Genomic DNA, 25,520 nt, shown 5'->3' on the forward strand with positions numbered 1-25,520 from the left:
GCCCTGAAAAACCTCAAATTCCGAGTTTTTAGAATAATGAATCTGTATGAGTATATGAGTGAAATGGCATTTAAACAATCATCTAAAGGTCACATAATGATGTAACCTTTAGATAATAATGTTCTTAATTATTATTTTTTTTAGAAATTGTTGAGTTTGTGTTTAGTGGTTTTTTAGCAGATTTTTTTTGCAACCAATAACCTACAGCCATTGGAACAGAAGTAAACGCCATTACTGTTGTAGTCGATAAAAGAGGATGCTTCATAAATATAGAGACAATCATACTCGCGACAAAACAAAGGCCTAATTGCAGAGCATTTTGTAATGCAGCCGCCTTACCACTGTTCTTAGGATAAACAGATAGGGCATTTGCCACGGCAATTGGATAGGATGCACCATTCATTGCAGCCATCACACAAAAAGGGATAAGAATGGTTATAAATGAAGCTTCATTCGATATTGATATTAGGTAAATAATAGTCATGCTTACAGCGTAGCCCACCAACAAAAATGGAAATACTGTTTCGCTTTTTACTTTTTCCAATAAGATACGACAACCATATCCACCGATCATAAATGCCAGAGTTTGGGGAATATAACTTAGACCAATGTCAGTAGAGTCATAACCCATATTTTTTAAAATTGTTGGTGAACCAGTTAACCAAGCAAAAAAACCAGCACTGCAAGATGCATAGATTAATACATTTCCGCTGAAAACTGGGGAAGCGAGTAGCGTAAAGAAGGACACCTCTTTTGTATCGGAACTGATTTCAGCGTTAGTACGTTTATTGGTCAGGAAAAATGTAGGTATTAACAGTAATAGTGTCACTATCATTAAAACAAGAAAAATGATTCTCCAACCACCATGTGCCAATAACCATGAACCCAACAAAGGAGCAAGGGCAGGGGAAAGAGCAACCAGAGGCATGATCATGGCAAAAACGCGTTTGGTACGTTCTGCGTCATATCTATCGATAACTAAAGCTTGCCAGGTAACTGCTGCAGAACAAACTCCAACTGCTTGCATAAACCTCAATATAAGCAATTGCATAGGATCAGTTATCCAGAGCATACCTAAACAGCTAATGGAAAACAGGGATAGTCCGATAATAAGAATAGGTTTCCTGCCTAAACGGTCAGACAATTGTCCCCATAAAAGTTGGGCAAAAGCAAACCCGGCAAGAAAAATACTAAGACTCGCACTGATGGCATTTGTTGATGTGCCTAATTCTTTTTCCATTGTGTCAAAAGCAGGCAAATACATATCAATGGCTAAATAGCCGAGCATACTCAGGCCTGCAAGATAAAACATGAATGAAATGGAGTTTTTATTTGTTGTCATTGTGTTAATAACTTGATGTAGTAGTTGATAAAGAAATATTCGGCTTATTTTATATGGCATAATTTTTACTTGTGAAACGGTAATATTTGCACCATGTTGTGAAAAAAATTGAAAGGAAGATATATGTGGTCTGAATACTCTTTGGAAGTCGTTGATGCCGTTGCCAGAACAGGAAGTTTCAGCGCGGCTGCATCAGAGCTTCACCGTGTGCCTTCTGCTGTCAGTTATACGGTAAAACAGCTTGAAGAATGGTTGGCGGTGCCTTTATTTGAACGCCGTCACCGTGATGTCGATTTAACTGAAGCAGGGGCTATTTTTGTCAAAGAAGCCCGTTCTGTTATCAAAAAAATGAATCACACTCGGCATCAATGCCAGCAAATTGCGAATGGTTGGCGGGGGCAATTTAGTATTGCAGTTGATCAGGTAGTAAAACCAGAGCGAACTCTTCAGTTAATTTTGGATTTTTATCGCCATTTTCCAGATATTGAATTATTTATCTATCCGGAAGTTTTCAATGGAGTATGGGATGCTTTGATCGATGAACGAGTGGATGTTGCTATTGGGGCAACACGCGTTTCCCCTGTTGGAGAGCGATATAGTTTCAGGGATATGGGATTCATGCCATGGTTATGTGTAGTCAGCCCTAGACATGAACTGGCCGCGATATCAGGAAAATTGAATGATAGCCAAATGCGGTCTTATCCCAGTTTATGTCTTGAAGATACCTCACGTAGTCTGCCTAAGCGTGATACATGGACTTTGGATAACCAACGGAGATTGATTGTCCCTGATTGGAATGCTGGATTAAGCTGTTTGATGGATGGGTTGTGTGTAGGAATGGTTCCCAAGCACCGTGCACTACCGCTGATCCGTAAAGGAAAGCTGACAACACTCGAACTGGAACAACCATTGCCTGATAGCCCATGCTGTTTGACATGGTTGCAAAAAAGCCATTCACCGGCATTAAGTTGGTTGCTTGATTATCTAGGGGATAGCGAAACGCTTAATGCTGAATGGCTGCAAGAAAATTAACCGTCAGCGGCGATAATCGATAAAAGGTCCATCTGCAACAGAGCGCCGCTCAACGAGGCGTGGATGGACTTCGATAGTTTGTGCATCTTCACGTTTATTGACGATTCTGTCCAGCAACATTGAAAATGCCATTTGCCCTAAACGTTCTTTGGGTTGATGGATTGTTGTCAATGCTGGTGTGAAATAGCGAGCATTGCGGATATTGTCATAACCGATGATCGAAATGTCTTGTGGAACGCGTAATCCCAACTCATCAGCTGCACAAATCGCTCCCATTGCCATGACGTCTCCACCGCAAAAAACAGCTGTTGGGCGATGTTTCTGATTAAGGATTTTACACATGGCTTGATAACCGGACTCAGGTTCAAAATCGCCTTGAACAATCCACTCATCCCGAATGGTGACATTGGCTTCTTTCAGTGCCTTGAGAAAACCTTGATGGCGCCCTCCGCCAGTGTTCCTTGCCAATGGCCCAGGAATGGATGCAATATCACGATGACCGCGCTCAATGAGATAACGGCCAGCCAAATAACCCCCATGAAAGGCGTTATCAATAATTGCGTCGGTAAAATCTCCTCTGGATTCTCCCCAATCCATAACTACCATAGGAATATTACGATAATCTTCCAGCATACCCAAAAGCTGTTCAGGGTATTCTGAACACATGACCAGCAAACCATCTACGCGTTTTTGCGCCAACATCGCAAGATAAGCTTTTTGTTTATCAAGGTTGTTATGAGAATTACATAAAATCAGTGTATAACCTTTGCTGTAGCAGCTATTTTCAACAGATTCTATGATTTCAGCAAAATAAGGTGCTTCACTTGACGTTGCCAGTAATCCAATAGATTTTGTATGGTTAACTTTCAAACTACGGGCAACAGCACTGGGGGAGTAATTCAGCTCCTTAATAGCAGTCCAAACTGCGGCTTTTGTATCTTCGGCGACGAAACGGGTTTTATTGATAACATGGGATACGGTTGTGGTTGAAACGCCAGCGCGTTTAGCCACATCTTTGATCGTTGCCATGATAAAAAGGACTCCTGACCTTATGGTCTAACTTTACATACCCTTTATCTTTCAAATTATTTGGTTGACCGTACTTACTTGTACTTCACCGTAGCTTGAAATCTAGTGGGTATAGATATTTGTTAATCGTTTGCCAACATATTTATATAGAGTGGTGATTGGCAATAATTTAGCGATAAACCTCGGATTTTGTCTGATCTAGCTCAAAAGTGAAAGTAATAATCAATGCTATAAAGAGTATGGATTAAATATTGCAGTATATTTTTTGAATAATACGGCAAATGACCACTTATAATTTATGGTATTGGGGTGTCTTAATTTTCACATTGAGGATGTTTTATGGATACAGATCTGAAGTTGGGATTATTGGCTGCCAGTAGTGCATTGATCATGATTGTTTTTCTGGGAAGCCTCTGCTTGATCTGATCAAAATCTAAAAAAATTTGTAGCACCATTTGTTTTGAAGGCAGGCTTTAAGGGCGGGTTCTCCAGCATTCGGAATTCAGCGAATATAAAGAAAACCTGCCCTAATTATTTCAAACTGGCGTGAGAACGAATCTTATCAAGCCAAATTTTCTTCAACAAATTTCCAGTTAACCAGAGCCCAGAAGTGCTCCAGATATTGAGGGCGTGCATTACGGTAATCAATGTAATATGCATGTTCCCAAACATCAACGGTCAGAACTGGTTTATCTTCACCAGTCAGTGGAGTTGCTGCATTAGAAGTGTTAGAGATAGCCAGAGTTCCGTCAGCTTTTTTGACCAACCAAGTCCAACCAGAACCAAAGTTTTTCAGGGCTGCGTCAGTGAACTGCTGTTTGAACTCAGCAAAAGAACCGAAAGCATTGTTGATCGCATCTACTACTTTTCCGGTTGGTTCGCCACCACCATTTGGTGACAGGCTATGCCAGTAGAAAGTATGGTTCCAAACTTGTGCTGCGTTATTGAAGATACCGCCTTCAGATGTTTTGATGATTTCTTCCAATGATTTTCCGGCGAATTCGGTATCTTTAATCAGATTATTCAGGTTTACAACATAAGCGTTGTGATGTTTGCCGTGATGATATTCTAGAGTTTCTGCAGAAATGTATGGTTCCAAGGCATCTTTGGCATAAGGTAATGCTGGTAATTCAAAAGACATTGCATGCTCCTTTTTAATATCGGGTTTTTGGCTCTGCAAGCCATGATTTATAAGGCCTAATCATGGGCAGGGCAAGTTTAAGCTTATTATTGTATTTGCTATTTGATAATTATCTTAACAACTTTTCTGCTAAATAACAGGGGAAAAGATACTACTAGGCTGCGAATTGACGCAGAACTGAACTGTAACATGGATTGAGTGCAGCCAGTTTGAATGAAAATATTTAATGATCACTTGTTGCAAATCGTGGCAAAAATTTGCCACATAAAGTTCACGGTGGAAAAATCAGAGTGGAAAGTGGTATTCTGAATAAATCTTTATCTGATACTGATAAATAGCGCTTGCAGTTTTAAGGAAGCAAAAATGACTAATATTAATACGAATACTAACACAATTACTGATACAACAGCTGATGAGGTCATCGCAAAAATCGAACGCCAAATCAGAGAAAACCCAATTCTATTGTATATGAAAGGTTCCCCGAAATTGCCAAGCTGCGGTTTCTCTGCACAGGCTGTTCAGGTTTTGTCAGCTTGTGGTGAACGCTTTGCTTATGTGGATATTTTGCAAAATCCAGATATCCGCGCTCAATTGCCTAAATATGCAAATTGGCCAACCTTTCCTCAGCTTTGGATTGATGGTGAACTAGTAGGAGGTTGTGACATTCTTGTTGAGATGTATCAGCGCGGAGAATTACAAGCGCTGATTAAAGAGGCTGCCGACAAGTATCGTGAGCAGGAAGAAGGTCAGTAATTCCTTGGAGTGATGAATACTTTCTGTAGCCCCATGCTTATAAAAAGCATGGGGCTAATTATAGGTATGGATTAATAGATATGGGACTTGTTTTTTAGGATTCGGAGTCAATAGGTGGTAGTGGCCAACCACCTAGCCGTTTCCAGCGATTAACGAGTTCGCAGAAAAGCAGGGCAGTTCGATCAGTATCATAAAGGGCGCTATGAGCTTGAGTGCTGTCAAACGGAATTTCTGCTGTGATGCAGGCTTTGGCTAGAATTGTCTGACCAAGAACCAATCCACTGAGTGCTGCAGTATCAAAAGTAGCGAACGGATGGAATGGATTACGTTTCAAACCAGAGCGTTCAGCTGCGGCCGTGACAAAATTGTGATCAAAATTGGCATTATGAGCGACTATAATCGCGCGGTTACAGTTAGTGTCTTTCATGCCTTTACGTATCATTTTGAAAATAGCATGCAAAGCAGCGTATTCACTGACAGCTCCTCGTAAGGGGTTTGTGGGATCAATACCAGTAAAAGCGAGGGCGGCAGGATCAAGATTAGCTCCTTCAAAAGGCTCGATATGGAAATGCAGTGTATCAGCAGGTGTTAGCCAACCTTCAGTATCCATTTTTAAAGTAATTGCCGCAATTTCAAGTAAAGCGTCTGTACGCGCATTAAAACCAGCGGTTTCGACATCAATGACAACGGGGTAGTAGCCACGAAAGCGTCCACTTAGTATATTTTGATCGTTTTGATTAGACATCTGATTTTCAGTTCTTAGCTTCAGGGTTCTGTTTTTGACTCTAGAATAGTGGATATTATGACAAAATTTGGTGTGTCTTGCAGAAGTAATACTTATCAGAATAATAAAGGGCAATAAAATATGCCCTTTATTATGTGTGAATAATTTCTAGCTATAATTTGATAGCTATTAATAGCGTCAGTTGCCTAATGCACTGCTGGCACTTGTGTTTTCAATGAGTTCAATCTTATAGCCATCAGGATCTTCGACGAAAGCAATGATAGTTGTTCCACCTTTAACTGGCCCTGCTTCACGAACCACGTTACCTCCAGCAAGCTTGATACGTTCACAAGTTGCTGCAACATCATCAACGCCTAAGGCAATATGTCCAAATGCGGTTCCCATTTCGTAGTTTTCAACATTCCAATTGTAGGTTAGCTCAATAACTGCGCCTTGGTTTTCATCAGTATAACCAACAAATGCGAGAGAGTACTTATACTCTGGGTTTTCACTAGTGCGAAGTAAACGCATACCCATTACCTGAGTATAGAAATCAATCGAGCGCTGCATATTGCCAACACGGATCATAGTATGGAGTAAACGCATGATTACCTCTTGATCTTTATTAGTTTTATTGCGAAATATAGCTTTTATTACAAAATTTTGCTCACATATCTGTATATGTCTGGTTCACTATAACGCGTCTGGATAAAATAATTCAAATCGTCTTATTTATTTAATTTCAAAATGTTACTATTTTGTATTGAAATGTAATGGTTGAGGTTTATACTGGCTAACGAATAGTTTCATAATGGAAATAACTGGTAAGCCTGAGTGCAGGAGGATGAGATGGCTGAACAATTAGAATTCTTTGCTATTCCAAATCCTTGTCGAGGAGTTTGTGAGTCTGACTCTCGTGGTTTTTGCTTAGGATGTTACCGTAGTAGGGAAGAGCGTTTTTTGTGGGTAAATTTATCTGATAGTGAAAAAAGAAAAATATTGCGGTTATGTCATCATAGATATCTGAGAGAATTAAAAAATAAGGGAAGTGATGGAAATATTATCCCGAAACAACCTGATTTATTTTAATTTTATTCTGAGTTGGCTAAAAAATATTACTTATATGAATTCTGGTTTAGAATAATCGTAAAAATAAGAAATATTACCAGTAATAAATGATGTATTATTTATATTACATCTCTTTTATTTGACATAAGTCATTTAAAAATATTACTTCTATTGTCTAACTGAGGTGTTTCAGTAAAAATTTCTTATCAAAGAATTATTTATTGAGCAATAAAAGAACTAATTTTTTATCTTATTGTTTTTTATGTTATTTATTATAACATTGTCAATATCTGTAAGAGAAAAATGATATTAATGTAAAAATATATAGATTAGTATTTGGATGACGGTTATTCTTATAGAACTTTAACCGAGTGGAAATGTATATATTTTGAGGGTTTGTATTTTTTTTGTTGATATTTAAAATTAAAATAGTTTAGTTGGAAGATTATTTTATACAGTTTATATCGTTGGTGGATTAATGCGCGATTTTATTCGGTGCGCCGTACAACTTCGCTCTTTAGGGCGACGAAGATGTCAACTTTGAGTAACAAGCCAACGCGACACTAATTAGGTTATTAGCGAAATTTCTGACTCAGCTAATGTAAGCATGATATAGAGTGCGTATCCATTATTCATATGAATAAACTGATTGGATAATTCATTGATGTTATATGAGTCTCTAATTATAAGGAGGGGTAATTGGAATTGACATTGGGATCTGATTTGGCACGTTTAGTTCGTGTTTGGCGCGCTTTAATTGATCATCGTTTGAAACCACTGAAATTAACTCAGACACATTGGGTTACTCTATACAATATTAATCAGCTGCCACCAGAGCAATCACAGATACAGCTCGCAAAAGCTATTGGTATTGAACAACCATCTCTGGTGAGAACGCTTGATCAATTAGAAGAAAAAAAACTGATTACACGGCACACATGTGCTAATGATCGGCGTGCAAAAAGAATCAAATTAACCGGAGAATCGGAAACTTTTATTAGAGAAGTGGATAGTGTTATTGATTCGACAAGAAAAGAAATCTTGGAGGGAATTACTCATGATGAGTTAATTCTGCTTGCTTCTGTAATAAAAAAAATTGAAAAAAATATTAGCCAATTACATAAACAGGTAATATAAAAATTAATCTATAATAAAAATCGCGGTTCAGAACCAGTTACTGGTAAACCGCGATTTTTTAGCTTTGTGTTATTTGAATATTTCAGAATGGTGACACTGTCAGAGAATTTCCGCTGTTTGCGATCTGGACGCGTTGTCCTTTGCTGAATACAGTACGGTCTAACTTTTGTACTACAATAATATTCCTTCCATCGTCCATACGAATACTTAATTCAATACCTTTTGTTTGGTCTAACGCACCTTGGATTCCTTGGCCAGCCAAACCACCCGCAATAGCACCCGCAGCTGTGGTAAGCTTTTGGCCAGAACCACCACCAACCGTATTACCTAAAAGTCCTCCTAAAACAGCACCACCAATGAAACCTAACATATTAGGATCACCGGCTTGTTTGCCTTTAATAGTGACGGGGCGTATTGATCGAATGATACCGTAGGTGACAGTCTGAGCTTGTTTGGCTTGACTAATAGAATAAGTATCACTAGAAAATGCGCTCATGTCTGCACAACCAGACAAAGTGGTTACTACAACTGCACTAACCAGGAAATGTTTTAACATAGTTACTCCTAATTTTAATGCCCGATAGGGAAACTTGATAATAAACCTATAATCAAGCGTTCGGCTGCTATTGCTAGCAGCAGAACTGATAGCTTTGCCAGCCAATAATGATACATATCCGCGCATATAATAAATACTTATGATGAACTCGCAAAGGAATAATTCCTGACCAAAAGCTTAGCATGTTTTGTGAAGAGCTCTCCAAAACTTAGATTTTATCGCTAATAATGCTCATTAAACATATATAGTCCAAATAAATGTGTTTTATAGTTCATGTAAGATTAAATGTAATCCATTATTTAATAGAGGGATATTTATGAATTCAGGACGTTATATTGGTGTGATGTCTGGTACTAGCATGGATGGGGTTGATGTTATTCTGGCGGAGATTAGTGATAAGGTTGTGACTCAGCGAGTAAGCTATAATCATCCTTTCCCGCAAGAACTTAAGCAAAAATTGCTTTCTATTTGTCAAGGGCAGCAGACGACACTATCAATGGTCGGAAGGTTTGACTATGAACTTGGAACTTTATTTGCACAAGCTGTTCAAGGATTGTTGAATAAAGCAGGGCTGGCTGCAAATGACGTTACAGCAATTGGGTGTCATGGGCAGACCGTATGGCATGAGCCGGACGGTGAAAAACCTTTTACTATGCAAATTGGTGACAACAACCGTGTAGCAGCATTGACTAATATTACAACGGTCGGTGATTTCAGACGGCGTGATATGGCTTATGGTGGCCAGGGGGCACCTTTGGTGCCAGCATTTCATATGGCTGTATTGGGTCATCCTACAGAAAGGCGTATTATTTTGAATATTGGCGGAATAGCAAATATTTCAGCACTTCTGCCTAACTCTGCCGTTAAAGGATATGATACTGGCCCGGGCAATATGCTGATGGATGCCTGGACATGGCAGCATAAGCAGTTACCTTATGATAAAGATGGACAGTGGGCCAGTGAAGGTATTGTCAATGAATCTTTGCTTCAAAAAATGCTTTCTGATCCATATTTTGTGCGTATCGCACCAAAGAGTACAGGGCGTGAATACTTTAATATGGCATGGTTGGAAAAACAACTGGCTGATTTTCCTGAAGTTGTACCAGTGGATGTTCAAGCAACATTGGCTGAATTAACGGCCGTGAGCATTGTTCAGCAAATGATGCTAAGTGGTGAGTGTGATCGCCTTCTGGTATGTGGTGGTGGGGCCCGTAATCCACTTGTGATGAATCGGTTATCGACATTATTACCGGATACTGAAGTTACTACGACAGATAAATATGGTTTGAGTGGTGATGATATGGAAGCTCTGGCATTTGCTTGGTTGGCATTCCGAACAATGTCTGGGTTATCTGGTAATTTACCGTCAGTAACAGGTGCAGATAGAGAAACGATTTTAGGGGCAATTTATCCAGTTGTCAGATAATTGATTGGATAATGTTCAGTTAACAATTGACCATTATTAGAAGACAGTTAGCTAACAGATAACAATGATATGCTAATACTCATTTAGAAATCGAGAGATTAGAAATGTCAGAAAATAATGAAACAGCTATCGCTGAACTGCGTCGCGAATATATACGTGGTGGATTAAGGCGAAAAGATCTTACTGAAGAACCGATTGAACTTTTTGAACGTTGGTTAAAACAGGCTTGTGAAGCTAAACTCAGTGATCCAACGGCAATGTGTGTTGCTACAGTAGATGAGAACGGACAACCTCACCAGCGCATCGTTCTGTTAAAACATTTTGACGCACGCAACCTGATATTTTATACCAATCTTGGTAGTCGTAAGGCAAAACATCTGGTCCAAAATAACCGGATCAGCCTCCATTTCCCTTGGTATCAATTGGAACGACAAGTTAGTTTTCTTGGCAAAGCTGAGCGTTTGTCTCCAATTGAAGTAGTGAAATATTTTCATAGTCGTCCGAGAGATAGTCAAATAGCAGCCTGGGCTTCCCAGCAATCCTCAAAAATTTCTGCCAGAGGCATTTTGGAGGGGAAGTTTTTGGAGTTGAAACAAAAGTTCCAGAATGGAGAGGTTCCTCTTCCCAGTTTTTGGGGGGGATTCAAAGTTGAATTTGATTCAGTCGAATTCTGGCAGGGTGGTGCACATCGCATTCATGATCGTTTTCTGTATCAACGTGAAGATGATAAATGGCATATCGATCGATTGGCTCCTTAATAACAGAACGATATAAACGCTCGATACACAAGGTCATAAATTAAGTAATATGCTCAATAACTTGCAAAGTACAGCTAATAAAGCAGTGACTTGCAAAGAGCGGAGTATAATTACCGTTTTTAATACTGGCACTTATATTACTGGCGTTTTATGCTATAGCACGTGATTTATAACGAGATGCTTATATACCCAATAGATTTCAGGTTGCAGCGTAATCAATAAAGTAGCAGCCTGAAAAGAAAGGGGGAATATATAGGTAAAGTATACAAACCGATGGAGTCATTAATGTCTAGCAATAACCTGATTAAACAACTGCAAGAGCGGGGCCTTGTTGCCCAGGTAACGGATGAAGAGGCGTTAGCTGAGAGACTGGCGCAAGGTCCGCTCTCTCTCTATTGTGGCTTCGATCCTACCGCTGACAGCTTGCATTTGGGCCATCTGGTTCCCTTGCTGTGTTTAAAACGATTCCAACTTGCTGGGCATAAACCAATTGCGTTGGTCGGTGGGGCGACAGGTTTGATTGGCGATCCAAGCTTTAAAGCAACCGAACGCAAATTAAACACAGAAGAGACAGTCAAAGAGTGGGTTGAGAAAATTCGCAAGCAGGTTTCTCCATTCCTTAGTTTTGATGGTGAAAATGGTGCAGAATTAGCCAATAACTACGAGTGGTTTGGCAAAATGGATGTGCTGACTTTCCTGCGTGACATCGGTAAGCACTTTTCCGTCAACCAGATGATTAACAAAGAAGCAGTAAAACAACGTCTTAACCGTGATGATGTTGGTATTTCATACACTGAGTTTTCTTATAATCTATTGCAGTCATATGATTTTGCAAACCTGAATGGAAAATATGGCGTTGAATTACAGATTGGTGGTTCAGACCAATGGGGCAACATTACTTCAGGTATCGATTTGACTCGTCGCTTACATCAAAAACAAGTGTTTGGCATGACAGTACCACTGATCACCAAATCAGATGGAACGAAATTTGGTAAGACAGAAGGTGGTGCAGTTTGGTTGGATCCGAAGAAAACCAGCCCATACAAATTTTATCAGTTCTGGATTAATACAGCAGATGCAGATGTTTACCGTTTCTTGAAATTTTTTACTTTCATGGATATCGAGGAAATTAATTCTCTGGAAGAAGAAGATAAAAATAGCGGTAAAGCTCCACGTGCTCAATATATACTGGCAGAACAAGTTACTGGTATGGTGCATGGCAAAGAAGGCCTTGCAGCGGCGAAGCGTATCACTGAAAGTTTGTTCTCTGGTGCGATTTCTGATTTGACCGAAGATGATTTTGCTCAATTGGCGCAAGATGGAATGCCGGCCATTGAACTTGAAAAAGATGCCGATCTGCAACAAGCTCTGGTCACCGCCGAATTTGTTCCTTCCCGTGGACAGGCTCGCACCATGATCAGTTCTAATGCGGTTTCCATCAACGGTGAAAAACAATCAGAGCCTATGTATGTCTTTGCAGAGAGTGATCGTTTGTTTGGGCGTTATAGTTTATTACGCCGAGGTAAAAAGCATTATTGCCTTATCAATTGGAAATAATTAATACTATCACTAAGGGCAACAATAATGTTGCCCTTAGTGTATCTGGCATTTTTATAGATAATATCTATTCATAAATCAAAAATAATAAACTAGGCCTTATCATGAACAATGTTCTTTCAATTCAGTCTCATGTTGTCTTTGGTCATGCAGGAAACAGCGCGGCTGTTTTTCCGATGCATCGTATGGGAGTGAACGTATGGGCATTAAATACGGTTCAATTTTCAAACCACACCCAATACCCTCAATGGCGTGGTTGTGTGATGCCACCTGAACATTTGACTGAAATTGTGCAGGGAATTGGTGAAATTAATAAATTAGCATCCTGTAATGCCGTCCTGAGTGGTTATATTGGTTCTCCGGAACAGGGAAGTTATATCCTTGATATCGTGAAGCAGGTTAAAGAAGCCAACCCAGATGCATGGTATTTCTGTGATCCCGTAATGGGACATCCGGAAAAAGGATGTATAGTTGCCCCGGGAGTTGCTGAATTCTTTTGTGAAAAAGCATTACCAATTAGTGATATTATTGCACCTAATTTATTGGAACTTGAAACATTAACCATGCGGAAAATTGAAAGTGTAGAACAAGCTATATCCGCAGCTCGTGAGTTATGTGAAAAAGGTCCTAAAATTGTATTGGTTAAGCATTTAAGCCGTGCAGGCTATCAGAAAGATTGCTTTGAAATGCTTCTGGTGATTAAAGAACATAGCTGGCATGTTAGCCGTCCATTAATTGATACGGGAGCACGTCAGCCGGTTGGTGTTGGTGACTTAACGAGTGGTTTGTTCCTCGTCAATCTATTGAAAAACCCGTCCTTGATAAATGAAGCATTGCAAGCTGCGTTAGAACATGTTGCTGCTGCAGTTTACGAAGTGATGTTGGAAACTCGAAAGAGTGAAGAATATGAATTACAAATTGTTGCTGCGCAAAATAAAATGGTCACTCCAGAACATCAGTTTCATGCAGTAAGAATAGACTGACATTGAAAATCATTAGTAAAATTATGCTTCCGGTAGTCTTGAGCAGTATGTCCGTGCTGCTACCTAATTGAGAATAAAAAAAGATGGTCTCAACTATCACTGTATGGATGAGACCATCTTCAAATATATCAACGAGCTATTATTTTAACTCTAACTCATTCATAGCAGCGATGCTGAAACCACCGTCAACATGCAGGATCTCACCAGTAACACCTCCAGCCAGATCTGAGCACAAGAAGGCAGCAGCATTACCAACATCTTCTGTTGTTACAGTACGGCGAATAGGTGTGACTGCTTCACAATGTGCCAGCATTTTACGGAAATCTTTGATACCTGAAGCCGCCAGAGTGCGGATTGGGCCAGCAGAGATACCATTAACACGGATACCTTCAACACCCATTGCATTTGCCATATAACGCACATTTGCTTCCAGAGAGGCCTTTGCCAGACCCATTACGTTATAGTTAGGAATTGCACGTTCTGCGCCCAAATAGCTCAAGGTGAGCAGGGCAGAACCAGGATTCAGCATCTCACGGCAGGCTTTTGCCATTGCGACGAAACTGTATGCACTGATGTCATGTGCAATTTTAAAACCTTCACGGGTAACAGCGTTAACATAGTCACCATCAAGTTGGTCAGCTGGAGCATAACCGATAGAGTGAACAAAACCATCGAATTTAGGCCAGACTTTACCCAGTTCAACAAACAGTGCGTCGATACTTTCATCTTCAGCCACGTCGCATGGCAGAACGATATTTGAATTCAGTGATGCGGCGAATTCTTCGACACGAGGTTTCAATTTGTCATTTTGGTAGGTAAAAGCCAGCTCTGCTCCCTGATCGTGCATTGCCTTGGCAATTCCATAAGCGATAGACAGTTTGCTGGCGACGCCAGTAATGAGAATGCGCTTGCCGGTCATGAAACCCATAGCAGTATCCTTATTGTTCTTTATGATCAAAATTGTTCTTTGTGATCAAACACCAAGAGTCATGGGGAAACAAAAATAATAAATATCCGACCATGACTGCGGTATTTATTGTGAATAAACGGAGATGATTCTACCACGCCGGAGAGAAATGTGGTGAGTTTCCCATTCTGTTCCGATCAGTGATTAAAATACATCCAATAAAAATATTAGGTGATATCCTGTCGCCATGCTTCAGCAGACAGGGCTTCACCAAAATGACTGGCTATCAATTTACGTGTAATAACATGCAGTGGAGAAGCCAAAACCTCCGCTGTATTGCCACGCTCGACAACTTCTCCTTGATGCATCACCAGTACTTGATCACTGATATGTTTCATCATGCCGAGATGTTGAGTGACGTAGATATATGAAATATCGTGTTTTTCTTGTAATTCTAGCATCAAGTTGACTATTTGGGAGCGCATGGACATATCGAGTGAAGCCAATGCTTCGTCTGCCACAATAATTTGTGGTTGTAATATTAGAGCACGCGCCAAAGCTACACGTTGTTTCTGTCCTGAAGCGAGCATATGTGGATAATAATTGGCATGATCAGGTAGTAAACCAACTTGACGCAATGTTTGGTTGATACGCTTTTCCCGTTCGGAGGAAGATAACTCTGTATTTAAAATTAACGGTATATCCAGAATATGACCAATACGTTGACGAGGATTCAGTGATGTGCTGGTATCCTGAAAAATCATGCGAATACGTTGGCTGCGATAGCTGTAATCTCCGTAAGAAAGCTTATGACCGTCAATCAAAATTTCACCTGAAGTCGGCTCAATAACCCCGGATAGCATTCTCGCTAATGTGGATTTACCGGAACCATTTGCACCAATGATGGCCAATGTTTTTTTCGGTTGCAGGGTAAAACTCACCGGTTTTACGGCATCAAGCTGGTGACGACGAAATAGCCCAGTTCGATAGCGAAATGTTTTAGTCAGGTTTTTAACTTCCAATAATGTCTCAACCACTTACGATTCCTCAATATTCAAAGGGAAATGGCAGGCAAATGTATGGTTTTTGATCACCCGTAACCGTGGAGTTTCAATACAGGTTTTTTGTGCATAAGGGCAACGAGGCCCTAAGCGGCAACCTATCGGCAGATGTTCCAGTGATGGAATAACTCCGGGTAGCGTATTTAACCGACTTTTATGTGGTAATGGGCTGCCAAAATCAGGAATTGAACGGATCAGAGCTTGAGTATAGGGATGATAAGGTTTCACCAGCAACTCATCCGGAGTAGCATTTTCCACGGTCTGACCGCAATACAGCACATTGATACGTTTAACCAGTTTACTCATCATTTGCAGGTCATGACTGATTAATAGGATAGTCATGTTGTTGTTCTGATTTAAGCTCGAAAGCAAACGGAATATTTGTGCTTGTGTCGTGGATTCCATTGCATTGGTTGGTTCATCGGCAATCAATAACTTTGGCTGGTTAGCAAGCGCAATAGCGATCATTACTTTTTGACATTCACCTTCGGTTAATTCGTAGGGATAACTGAGCATAATGTCATGGTGATCTTTAATACCAACGCGATGTAACAACTCAATCGCACGGCGTTTTCGCCAATTGAATCTCTGCCACCAACGGCCTTTATACGTCCATCCTGGAATAGATTGAATAATCTGTTTACCAACACTTTCTGATGGATCGAGACACGATTGTGGCTCCTGAAAAATCATTGAAATATTGTGGCCAATCACTTTACGGCGTTGTCGTGGGGTCAGACGCAATAAATCAATATCGTTAAGACGGAAACGATCTGCGGTAACTTTTAGGTTGTCTTTTGTGACACCACAAATCGCTTTGGCAATTAAACTCTTACCTGATCCTGACTCACCAGCCAAACCCAGTATTTCACCTTCTGTTAGTGAGATACTCATTCGGTCAACGGCTTTGACGGGGCCTTCTGCTGTCATGAATTCAATGGTGAGGTTTCGAATATCGAGTAATGGCATTATTCGACTCCTGCGTTAATAGCACGATGGAGGCCATTACCCAGTAAGTTAACCAGCAGAACACTGATCATAATTGCTGCTCCGGGAAACATAACAGTCCATGGTGCATTAGAAAGTAGTTCCAATGAGTTTTTCAGCATGGCTCCCCATTCGGGAGATGGTCTTTGTGCACCAAGATCGAGAAATCCCAATGCGGAAATTTCAAGAATAGCGATGGAGAGAGCACGAGTTAACTCACTGACTATCACTGCAGTAATATTGGGAAAAATGGCATAACGTAAAATATGGTGGTTTGAAGCACCGTCTAAGCGTGCTGCAATAATGTACTCTTTATCCAGTTCGTTATGCACAGCTGTATAAACAGTACGTACTATTCTTGGCAATAATGCCAGTGAAACTGCAATCATGGCGTGGTGTAGGCTGGCTCCAGCAAAAGCAACGACAATGATAGCCAATAGCAATGAAGGAATAGCGAGTAGAGTATCAAAAATATGATTCAGAGCTGCTGATTTCAATCCATGAGTCATGCCGGCAAGGCTGCCGATGATTAATCCTATAATGGCTACCACGGTAGTGACAACCAACGCTCCCCCAAATGTGGAAGACGTGCCAATCAATAGACTGCTGAAAATATCACGGCCGAGATCGTCAGTCCCAAGAAAAAAGGAGACATTACCTGAATGTGACCATGAAGGTGGCATAAGCTGGTGACTCAATTGTAAATGAAATGAATGTGGAGCGAGATGTTCTCCCAACAAACTCAGTATAATTAAGATTAATACCCCATAAAAACCAGTCATAGCTAATACATCAGCATAGAAAAATCGCCAGATGACTTTCAGTGGCGATGGCATTTGCTTTTCTCGGTAAAAATTATCTAAGGGCATACCATTCCTTATGCTTCAGGGGATTAGCTATCGCCCCAATAATATCTGTTAGCATATTAACTGAAATAATCAGTGTTCCTATCACCATGATACCTGCTGAGATCGCGGAATAATCTTGCTGTTGGATAGCGTTGATAAGCCAAGGTCCTAAACCTGGCCAGTTAAAGACACGCTCAGTCACCATAGCTAATGTGAGCATAGTTGAGAATTGTAATCCTAATTTAGGAATGATGGGAGGCAAGGCATTATGTAATAGGTGACGCCGAATGATAGTTAGTCGAGATAAACCACGGGTTGCTGCTGATTTGATGTAATTTGCACCTGAGATTTCTTCAACACTGTTACGCATCAAACGGATAACTTCTGTTGTAGGGACAACGGCCAGAGTGATAACGGGCAGTATCATATGCATAATGACGTTAATAATCATCTCATTGCGATAAGGTGCCTTTGACAGCCAGGCATCAATCAGTGCGGAACCAGTAACAGGTTCTATTTGATAGAGTAAAAGAAATCGCCCTGAAACAGGTAACCAATTTAAGCCAAGTGAAAAAAGCAGGATTAACAGCAAAGCCAGCCAGAAAACTGGGATGGAAAAACCACATAGGGTAAGTGTGCTGATAATAATGTCTGCTTTTTTATTACGCCAGACACCAGCAATAATCCCAAGGGGAATACCAATTAACAACGCCATGGAAAAAGAGAGAATACAAAGCTCCATAGTGGCGGGAAGAACAGCATATAGTTGTTCAATAACCTGTTGCCCATTAATTTTGGAAATACCAAAATCCCATTTCAACAGGTGATAGGCATAGTCTACATAAGCATCTAACAGTGGTGTTTCACTCAAGTAACCACTAGGTGTGAAATACATCAGGCTGAAACTGATAAAAGAAAGAAAAAATAATGTCACAATCAGAAGTAACAAACGACGTAGGATATAAATAATCATTTGCTTCCCTTTTTATTTTCATCAGGAACTGCAGCTTCCTGTGCACGGTAAACCTTGTCAAAGGCATCAACGCCAAACGGACTGAATACCAATCCTTTAATATTATTGCGAAAGCTCTGCAAATGCATTGAATAAGCCAGTGGCAGCAAGGGTAATTGTTGCGCGATGATTTTTTGTGCAAAGAAATAATTTTCTTTGCGTGAGACAATTTCTTGATTTAACAAGGCTTGACGAAGAGCATCATCAAAAGCTGAATTACACCAGTGGCTCAGGTTTGTTTTAGATGCAATTGCGGCACAACTCAGTAATCGACGGAAAAAACTATCGGGATCATTGCTATCGGCAGACCAGCCTGCCAGTACCATATCATAGTTCTTATTCTTCTGAAGGTTTTCCTGAAATCTACCTTCGACAGGATGAATAGATATCTTAATACCAACTTGTGCTAAATCTGCCTGAATTAGCTCTGCCATTTTCAGAGGACGTGGGTTATAAGCTTGTGAAGTTGTTGGAACCCATAACGTTAATTTCAATTCTCTTAATCCCAGTTCACTTAACATTTTGCGGGATTTTTCAGAATCGTATTCGGTAATTTTGATACTCTGATCATACGCCCATGATATACGAGGTAAAATAGAGGTTGCCGTTTCTGCCTTTTTATTGTAGATGGATTGCATCAGACGTTGGTTATTGATGGCATAAGCGATAGCTTGACGAACTTTCAAATTATTTAACGGTGGTTTGCTGGTATTAAACGCGAGATAAGCGACATTCATGCCAGGCTGTGATGTCTGACTCAGATTCGAATCATTATTTACAATATTCAGCTGGTTATTATCAGGATAAGCCAGTACATCGCACTCACCTGTGAGCAGTTTTGAGATCCTGCCAGTACCGCCAGTACCAGTATCTATAACAACCTGTTCCATGCGTGGTTTACCTTTCCAGTATTTATCATGGCGAACGAGGCGGATAAATTGTCCCATCCTATAATCTTTCATCATGAAGGGGCCTGTTCCAACAGGTTTCCAGTCTAATTGTTTCTGTTGATGCATTTGTTGCAACTTTTGAGCATATTCCTGAGATAGTATAGGTGCATGGTGTGTTGCTAAATACCAGAGAAAAGATGCATTAGTAGCATTAAGATGGAACTCAACAGTATATTCGTCGATTTTTCGAATATCCTTCACTGAATTGCCAAATTGCAAACTATCAAAATAGGGATAGTGGCTACTATTAACATAATGATAATCATATGTTGTATCGAAGAGCCTGCGAAAACTGAAAATGACATCATCCGCATTCATAGCACGGGTTGGTGTAAACCAATTGGTTGATTGGAAGGCAACGTTGTGACGCAGATAAAAACGATAGGTTGTCCCATTGTCCAGAACTTCCCAGTCAGTAGCCAACTCAGGAACCAAATTATGGCTAAGAGGATCAACTCCCAGCAGGCGGTTATAAATCTGCGCAGCAAGAGTATCCACGGTCAGGCCACCGATAGCCATTTGTGGATTAAATGTATTCAAATCACCATTAACGCAATAAATAAATCCATTCTGTTGTAAAGCTGTCGGAATATGAGACAGACTTTCTGATGTGTTGTTTGGCTTCGATGGAATGGATTCCGCGATAGTTTCTGGAATAGCATTCTTAGCCGCCAGCGTAGGGGCGGAAATCAATAATATGATCCAGTAAATCAAATAGCGCATATAAAACGTCAGTCATATAGAAGAATTTAGGCATTGTAACTTAATTAATGCTTTTTGCTCAAAAACAACGAACAGATCACGATAATGAGAAGTATTATCAATAAAGTGCTTTACAAGCATAAGTGATAAGTATTATCATTCTCATCGTGTTCTCGGGAAGACATTCTTGTAGTATCAAGTATGTAATCTCAGAAAAGGCACGACATTGCTCACATTGCTTCCAGTATTTTTATTAGCCGGCTCGGGTGCCGGCTATTTTTTTATCTATCTATCTATCTATCTATTGAATTGATTACTTTGCTCGGCTGATTTTTTGTCTGATCGTTCTCATGAATATTGATATGATGTTTTTTGATCAATCCGCGTAACTGGTGATAAGTCAAGTTAAGTTTGTCAGCGGCTTTTTTCTGATTGAACTGACTTTTTGCCAAAGCCTGCATGATTAAACTCTTTTCGCTATCGTTTTGCCATTGTTTTAAATCAAGAGGCAATTCAGGAAGGAAATAATTGGTAATTCCGTTATCAGTGGATGATGGGACAGATTGTTGTGAAGGTGAAAAGGGGTTGATAATGACAGTATTTAATTCATTTTCATTATTACCATGCCGATAAATGGAACGTTCTATAACGTTCTTTAATTCGCGGACATTACCGGGCCAGTGATAGGAAAGTAACTGTTGCTTGGCTTCAGTAGTAAACCCAGGGAACAATGGCAGATCTAACTCACGGCACATCTGAATCGCAAAATTTTGTGCCAGTAACATGATATCTGGTTGCCGTTGACGCAGTGGTGGAATATGAACGACATCAAAAGCGAGCCTATCGAGCAAATCAGCCCTGAATTTTCCACGGGCAGCCATAGAAGGTAAATCTTCGTTGGTTGCACAAATCAAACGTACATCGACTTGTAATGACTGAGTACCACCAACGCGCTCTAAGTGACCGTATTCAATGACACGCAGTAATTTTTCCTGTACTTGCATGGGAGCAGTGGCTAGTTCATCAAGGAACAACGTTCCGCCATCGGCTCGTTCAAAGCGCCCTTGATGTTTTGAACGGGCACCAGTGAACGCCCCGGCTTCATGACCAAAGAGTTCTGAATCAAGCAAATTTTCATTGAGTGCTGCACAATTCAGAGAAATAAAAGGGTCTTGCCAACGTGGGGAAAGATAATGTAAACGACGGGCAATTAACTCTTTGCCTGTCCCTCGTTCCCCCAGAACCAAAACAGGCTTGTTTAATTTTGCCAGTGCAGAGACTTGTTCCAAAATTTCAATAAAACAGTTTGCTTCACCTAATAAATTATCAATAAATTGAGACATGGTATTTTTCACCAAAAGTTGGTCAATTTGACTACATTAGCTTATTGCAATAAAAAAGCAAAAAATATTATTTGAATTATTTCAATTGGATAAGTAAAACCAAAAATTGGCATGTATCTTGTATTTAGTTAAATGTCTTACCGTGTATCTTGTATCCGTTTTAACAATACACAGGCATAACATACATACATTCTAATGAAAGAGGTTTATGACTATGGGTATTTTCTCTCGTTTTGCTGATATCGTTAACGCTAACATCTCCTCTCTGTTGGATAAAGCCGAAGATCCACAGAAAATGATCCGCTTGATGATTCAGGAAATGGAAGACACGCTGGTGGAAATACGCTCTACTTCAGCCCGTACATTGGCAGAGAAAAAACAGCTTTCGCGCCGTATCAGCATAGGTGAAAGCCAAATTGATGGCTGGCAAGAAAAAGCTGAATTGGCACTGAGCAAGGGTAAAGAAGATTTAGCGCGTGCGGCGTTGATCGAAAAACAAAAAGTCAGTAGCTTAGTTGGAGCGTTAGCACATGAGTTGTCTATCCTGGATGAAACTCTGGAACGCATTAAAGCTGAAGTGACTGAGCTGGAAAACAAATTGACAGAAGCGCGTGCAAGACAACAATCATTAACTCTGCGCCATCAGGCCGCGGCATCTTCGCGCGAAGTACGTCGTCAGTTGGATAGTGGAAAAATCGATGAGGCAATGGCACGTTTTGAACAGTTTGAGCGCAGGATAGACCACATGGAAGCAGAGGCAGAAGCTGTTGGTCTGGGTAAACAGAAATCGCTCGAACAGCAATTTGCTGAATTGAAGGCAGATGATGAAATCAGTGCACAACTTGCGGCCTTGAAAGCTAAAATGAGTATCAAAGATTCACAATGATGACATATGTCATATGTAACTAAGGAAAGATAATGGGCTATATATTTCTTGGGATCCCACTGATCATTTTTGTGCTTTTTGTCTTACCCATCTGGTTATGGCTGCATTACAGCAACCAGAATGGCAATCGAGGTCAGTTAGGGAACAGTGAAATTCAGCGTTTAGAACAATTGGCAGAAAATGCCAGGCGTATGCAAGAAAGGATTAAAACGTTAGAAGAGATCCTTGATGCAGAGCATCCAAATTGGAGACAGTCATAATGTCAAATACATACCGCCGAAAACTTTACCGACTGCCAGAACAGGGAATGGTTAAAGGAGTTTGTGCTGGGCTGGCAGAATATTTTGACGTACCCGTTTCGCTGATCCGCACCATCACGGTATTATCGCTGTTTTTTGGGTTATTCGGTATAACGGTATTGGCTTATATTATCTTGACCTTTGTAATGGATCCCGCACCTGCGGGATATTCTGCTGAGGAAAAAAGCAAGGGGCCATCAGCACAGAAAATGTTGGATGAAATAGACTACCAATTAAAAGCAAGCGAAGCACGTTTGCGTCAAATGGAACGTTATATTACTTCTGAAACTTACAATGTGCGCAGCCGTTTCCGTCAGCTTTGAGTGAGAATAACCAGACCATGAACAATCCTTAGGCCATTAAATTTTGCAGAATAATTATGCCGATGTCACAGGCCAGATGAAGCAGATTCACGATATTTCCATTTAGGAGAAACATGAAACGGTTGCAAAACGAACTAACAGCGCTTGTTAATCGTGGAATGGACCGCCATTTGCGACTGGCGGTAACAGGGTTAAGTCGCAGTGGAAAAACCGCATTTATTACTTCCTTGGTGAACCAACTCCTTCATGTACACAATGGAGCGAGGTTGCCATTATTTTCTGCTGTGCGCGATGGGCGCCTGTTTGGTGTGAAGCGTGTACCACAGCGGGATTTTGGCGTGCCTCGCTTTGCCTATGATGAAAATATCGCCGCATTATATGACACTCTCCCTTACTGGCCGATACCAACACGTGGAGTGAGTGAAATTCGCCTGGCTTTGCGTTATCGCTCTGAAGATTCCCTATTTCGTTACCTCAAAGAAACCTCCACTCTTTATTTAGAAATTGTCGATTATCCGGGCGAGTGGTTATTGGATTTGCCTATGCTGGAACAAAATTATCTGGCATGGTCACGGTATATGCATGGATTGCTGAAAGGGGAAAGAGCAAATTGGGCTGAACCGTGGTTAACATTATGCAATCAGTGTGATCCACTGGCTCCTGCTGATGAGAATTTACTTGCCAGAATTGCTCAGGCCTATACGGACTATTTACATCAGTGTAAACAACAGGGTTTGCACTTTATCCAACCTGGGCGTTTTATCTTGCCGGGAGATTTGGCAGGCGCTCCAGCACTGCAATTTTTCCCGTGGCCGGATATCGATAAAATCGGGGAGTCGCAATTAGCAAAAGCGGGCAAACATACTAACATAGGTATGCTGCGTGAGCGTTTTGCTTATTACTGTAATCATATTGTTAAGGGGTTCTATAAAGAGCATTTTCTCCGTTTTGATCGACAAATTGTTCTGGTGGATTGTTTGCAACCACTGAATAGTGGCCCACAGGCATTCAACGACATGCGGCTCGCATTAACACAACTTATGCAGAGTTTCCATTATGGTAAGCGAACATTATTTCGTCGTTTATTCTCTCCCTGCATTGATAAATTAATGTTTGCTGCCAGTAAAGCTGATCATATTACGGCAGATCAGCATGCCAATTTTGTTTCTCTTTTACAGCAATTGGTACAGGAAGCGTGGCAAAATGCGGCGTTTGAAGGGATCAGCATGGATTGTGTAGGGCTTGCATCTGTTCAGGCAACAGAGAGCGGCATTGTTATTCATGAGGGTGATAAAATCCCTGCTATCAAGGGTAATCGTTTGTCAGACGATAAATTACTGACATTTTTTCCGGGAGAAGTGCCACAACGCTTACCAAATAACGAATTCTGGCAAAAACAAGGGTTTAATTTCGAATCATTCCGGCCAAGACAAGTCAATGCTGATACACCGTTACCCCATATTCGCATGGATAGCGCGATGGAGTTTTTATTGGGAGACAAACTAACATGACCGAACCTTTGAAACCGAGAATTGATTTTGGTGATTTTGTACAAACATCATCAGAGCCACCATTGAAATCCAAAAAAGAATTTATTGGGCAGGAAAAAGAATTTTATCCGATTATGCCAGAGCTGGAAGCAGAAGAGCAGGAAGGCGAATTTGAAGGTGCAGTGAATGCTGCACTGAAACCGAAACACAGTTTTTGGCGAAAAATTTTTTCCAGTGCTGTATTTGTGTTGGGAATGAGTGTCGTTGCACAATGTATACAGTGGATATATCAAGCATGGCAACAACATGATTGGATTGCTCTGGGAATTACTGTTGCTGGCAGTATGATTGTTTTTGCGGGAATAGGCAGCGTGGTGAGGGAATGGCGGCATCTTTACCATTTACGGCAGCGTATAGAAGAACGAAATGTTGCAAAAACGCTATTACAAAGCCATGGCATTGGCAAAGGGCGCCGATTTTGTGAAAAATTGGCAGAACAGGCGAGAATAGGGCAACAACATCCGGCATTACAGCGTTGGCAGGCTGCTGTGCATGAAACTCATAATGATCGTGAAATTGTCATGCTATACAGCAAGTTGGTTCAACCTGTCTTGGATGCTCAGGCTAAGAAAGAGATTAGCCGCTCTGCGGCGGAGTCAGCATTGATGATCGCTGTCAGTCCATTGGCAATTGTGGATATGGCCTTTATTGCCTGGAGAAATATTCGACTTATTAATCGAATTGCCGCGCTTTATGGAATCAAATTGGGTTATTTCAGCCGTATTCGCTTGTTTCGGTTAGTATTGCTGAATATTGCCTTTGCAGGAGCTTCAGAATTAGTAAGAGAAGTGGGTATGGACTGGTTGTCACAGGACATTGCAGCCCGTCTTTCTGTTCGTGCTGCACAGGGGATCGGTGCAGGGTTGCTTACGGCCCGTTTGGGTATCAAGGCCATGGAACTGTGCCGCCCTTTGCCGTGGATTGATGGAGATAAGCCGAAGTTAGGGGATTTTCGTCACCAGTTGCTTATTCAGCTTAAAAGTACGTTACCAATGAAAAACAAAAGTACAGCCAAAAACACGGATAACAGCAAAGTAACCAACTAATGATTACTGTCATACCAGTTTGACATCTTACTTTCTTGTAAACTTTTGCTGACAAGGGCTTCATCTATTGAGTAGTAACGGGTAACATTTCAGGTGGTTA

General features: G+C 40.7%; 26 protein-coding genes. 13 read left to right on the plus strand and 13 right to left on the minus strand.

Annotation, left to right across the window (positions count from 1 at the left end; translation table 11 throughout):
- Positions 1-124 precede the first annotated feature (124 nt).
- Positions 125-1,342, minus strand: coding sequence for a purine nucleoside transporter PunC (gene punC / locus Xvie_RS12110; RefSeq protein ID WP_086109603.1), 1,218 nt, complete (start codon positions 1,340-1,342; stop codon positions 125-127).
- Positions 1,343-1,465: 123 nt separating this feature from the next.
- Between punC and punR the strand changes: the two genes are divergently transcribed.
- Positions 1,466-2,374, plus strand: a complete 909-nt coding sequence (punR, locus tag Xvie_RS12115) for a DNA-binding transcriptional activator PunR (RefSeq protein WP_086109566.1) — start codon at positions 1,466-1,468, stop codon at positions 2,372-2,374.
- A gap of 3 nt (positions 2,375-2,377) precedes the next feature.
- Here the strand turns inward: punR and purR are convergent, their stop codons facing one another.
- Positions 2,378-3,403 (minus strand): HTH-type transcriptional repressor PurR, encoded by a 1,026-nt coding sequence (purR, locus tag Xvie_RS12120; protein WP_086109567.1) that lies wholly within the window; start codon positions 3,401-3,403, stop codon positions 2,378-2,380.
- 562 nt (positions 3,404-3,965) lie between these two features.
- Positions 3,966-4,544, minus strand: coding sequence for a superoxide dismutase [Fe] (sodB, locus tag Xvie_RS12125; RefSeq protein ID WP_086109568.1), 579 nt, complete (start codon positions 4,542-4,544; stop codon positions 3,966-3,968).
- 363 nt (positions 4,545-4,907) lie between these two features.
- Here sodB and Xvie_RS12130 point away from each other — a divergent pair, with 363 nt between their 5' ends.
- A complete protein-coding gene (locus Xvie_RS12130) occupies positions 4,908-5,297 on the plus strand; it encodes a Grx4 family monothiol glutaredoxin (protein WP_167376272.1) in 390 nt (129 codons plus the stop codon).
- 94 nt (positions 5,298-5,391) lie between these two features.
- Here the strand turns inward: Xvie_RS12130 and rnt are convergent, their stop codons facing one another.
- Entirely contained in the window at positions 5,392-6,042 is a 651-nt protein-coding gene (gene rnt, locus Xvie_RS12135) for a ribonuclease T (RefSeq protein WP_086109569.1), read from the minus strand.
- Positions 6,043-6,219: 177 nt separating this feature from the next.
- On the minus strand, positions 6,220-6,627 hold the full coding sequence (gene gloA / locus Xvie_RS12140) for a lactoylglutathione lyase (protein WP_244175599.1): 408 nt from the start codon (positions 6,625-6,627) through the stop codon (positions 6,220-6,222).
- 243 nt (positions 6,628-6,870) lie between these two features.
- Between gloA and Xvie_RS12145 the strand changes: the two genes are divergently transcribed.
- Together Xvie_RS12145 and slyA are read left to right on the plus strand one after the other, a co-directional pair.
- The gene (locus tag Xvie_RS12145) at positions 6,871-7,110 is read left to right on the plus strand and encodes a DUF1289 domain-containing protein (RefSeq protein WP_086109571.1); all 240 of its coding nucleotides are present in this window, start codon (positions 6,871-6,873) and stop codon (positions 7,108-7,110) included.
- Positions 7,111-7,788: 678 nt separating this feature from the next.
- The gene (gene slyA / locus Xvie_RS12150) at positions 7,789-8,226 is read left to right on the plus strand and encodes a transcriptional regulator SlyA (protein WP_086109572.1); all 438 of its coding nucleotides are present in this window, start codon (positions 7,789-7,791) and stop codon (positions 8,224-8,226) included.
- 82 nt (positions 8,227-8,308) lie between these two features.
- Here the strand turns inward: slyA and Xvie_RS12155 are convergent, their stop codons facing one another.
- Positions 8,309-8,782, minus strand: a complete 474-nt coding sequence (locus tag Xvie_RS12155) for an outer membrane lipoprotein (protein WP_086109573.1) — start codon at positions 8,780-8,782, stop codon at positions 8,309-8,311.
- A gap of 316 nt (positions 8,783-9,098) precedes the next feature.
- Here Xvie_RS12155 and anmK point away from each other — a divergent pair, with 316 nt between their 5' ends.
- From anmK to pdxY, 4 genes are all read left to right on the plus strand, one after another.
- A complete protein-coding gene (anmK, locus tag Xvie_RS12160; protein ID WP_086109574.1) occupies positions 9,099-10,208 on the plus strand; it encodes an anhydro-N-acetylmuramic acid kinase in 1,110 nt (369 codons plus the stop codon).
- A 104-nt stretch (positions 10,209-10,312) separates the two neighbouring features.
- Positions 10,313-10,966, plus strand: a complete 654-nt coding sequence (pdxH, locus tag Xvie_RS12165) for a pyridoxamine 5'-phosphate oxidase (protein WP_086109575.1) — start codon at positions 10,313-10,315, stop codon at positions 10,964-10,966.
- A gap of 285 nt (positions 10,967-11,251) precedes the next feature.
- Positions 11,252-12,523 (plus strand): tyrosine--tRNA ligase, encoded by a 1,272-nt coding sequence (gene tyrS / locus Xvie_RS12170; RefSeq protein WP_086109576.1) that lies wholly within the window; start codon positions 11,252-11,254, stop codon positions 12,521-12,523.
- A gap of 104 nt (positions 12,524-12,627) precedes the next feature.
- Complete coding sequence (gene pdxY, locus Xvie_RS12175) at positions 12,628-13,506, plus strand: pyridoxal kinase PdxY (protein ID WP_086109577.1); 879 nt, start codon at positions 12,628-12,630, stop codon at positions 13,504-13,506.
- Positions 13,507-13,645: 139 nt separating this feature from the next.
- Here pdxY and fabI read toward each other — a convergent pair whose 3' ends face one another.
- The 7 genes from fabI to pspF form a co-directional block, all read right to left on the minus strand.
- Positions 13,646-14,434 (minus strand): enoyl-ACP reductase FabI, encoded by a 789-nt coding sequence (fabI, locus tag Xvie_RS12180; RefSeq protein ID WP_086109578.1) that lies wholly within the window; start codon positions 14,432-14,434, stop codon positions 13,646-13,648.
- 206 nt (positions 14,435-14,640) lie between these two features.
- Positions 14,641-15,450, minus strand: coding sequence for a putrescine export ABC transporter ATP-binding protein SapF (gene sapF, locus Xvie_RS12185; RefSeq protein ID WP_086109579.1), 810 nt, complete (start codon positions 15,448-15,450; stop codon positions 14,641-14,643).
- Positions 15,451-16,443 carry a putrescine export ABC transporter ATP-binding protein SapD gene (gene sapD, locus Xvie_RS12190; protein ID WP_086109580.1) on the minus strand — a complete coding sequence of 331 codons (993 nt, stop codon included), beginning with the start codon at positions 16,441-16,443 and terminating at the stop codon, positions 15,451-15,453.
- Positions 16,443-17,330, minus strand: a complete 888-nt coding sequence (gene sapC, locus Xvie_RS12195; RefSeq protein ID WP_086109581.1) for a putrescine export ABC transporter permease SapC — start codon at positions 17,328-17,330, stop codon at positions 16,443-16,445. The genes sapD and sapC overlap by 1 nt, the downstream gene beginning before the upstream one ends.
- Entirely contained in the window at positions 17,317-18,282 is a 966-nt protein-coding gene (gene sapB / locus Xvie_RS12200) for a putrescine export ABC transporter permease SapB (RefSeq protein ID WP_086109582.1), read from the minus strand. Before sapB ends, sapC begins: the two co-directional genes overlap by 14 nt.
- Positions 18,279-19,994: an ABC transporter substrate-binding protein SapA gene (gene sapA, locus Xvie_RS12205; RefSeq protein WP_086109583.1), complete on the minus strand. Its 1,716-nt coding sequence runs from the start codon at positions 19,992-19,994 to the stop codon at positions 18,279-18,281. Before sapA ends, sapB begins: the two co-directional genes overlap by 4 nt.
- 272 nt (positions 19,995-20,266) lie before the next feature.
- The gene (gene pspF, locus Xvie_RS12210; protein ID WP_086109584.1) at positions 20,267-21,316 is read right to left on the minus strand and encodes a phage shock protein operon transcriptional activator; all 1,050 of its coding nucleotides are present in this window, start codon (positions 21,314-21,316) and stop codon (positions 20,267-20,269) included.
- 214 nt (positions 21,317-21,530) lie between these two features.
- Here pspF and pspA point away from each other — a divergent pair, with 214 nt between their 5' ends.
- The 5 genes from pspA (at position 21,531) to Xvie_RS12235 (ending at position 25,420) form a co-directional block, all read left to right on the plus strand.
- The gene (gene pspA / locus Xvie_RS12215) at positions 21,531-22,202 is read left to right on the plus strand and encodes a phage shock protein PspA (RefSeq protein WP_086109585.1); all 672 of its coding nucleotides are present in this window, start codon (positions 21,531-21,533) and stop codon (positions 22,200-22,202) included.
- 32 nt (positions 22,203-22,234) lie between these two features.
- On the plus strand, positions 22,235-22,462 hold the full coding sequence (gene pspB, locus Xvie_RS12220) for an envelope stress response membrane protein PspB (RefSeq protein WP_086109586.1): 228 nt from the start codon (positions 22,235-22,237) through the stop codon (positions 22,460-22,462).
- Positions 22,462-22,824 (plus strand): envelope stress response membrane protein PspC, encoded by a 363-nt coding sequence (gene pspC / locus Xvie_RS12225; RefSeq protein WP_086109587.1) that lies wholly within the window; start codon positions 22,462-22,464, stop codon positions 22,822-22,824. Before pspB ends, pspC begins: the two co-directional genes overlap by 1 nt.
- A gap of 113 nt (positions 22,825-22,937) precedes the next feature.
- Positions 22,938-24,335, plus strand: coding sequence for a YcjX family GTP-binding protein (locus tag Xvie_RS12230; protein WP_086109588.1), 1,398 nt, complete (start codon positions 22,938-22,940; stop codon positions 24,333-24,335).
- Positions 24,332-25,420 carry a YcjF family protein gene (locus Xvie_RS12235; RefSeq protein WP_086109589.1) on the plus strand — a complete coding sequence of 363 codons (1,089 nt, stop codon included), beginning with the start codon at positions 24,332-24,334 and terminating at the stop codon, positions 25,418-25,420. Before Xvie_RS12230 ends, Xvie_RS12235 begins: the two co-directional genes overlap by 4 nt.
- Positions 25,421-25,520: the final 100 nt, after the last annotated feature.

The sequence above is a fragment of the Xenorhabdus vietnamensis genome (genome assembly GCF_002127535.1).
Classification (GTDB): domain Bacteria; phylum Pseudomonadota; class Gammaproteobacteria; order Enterobacterales; family Enterobacteriaceae; genus Xenorhabdus; species Xenorhabdus vietnamensis.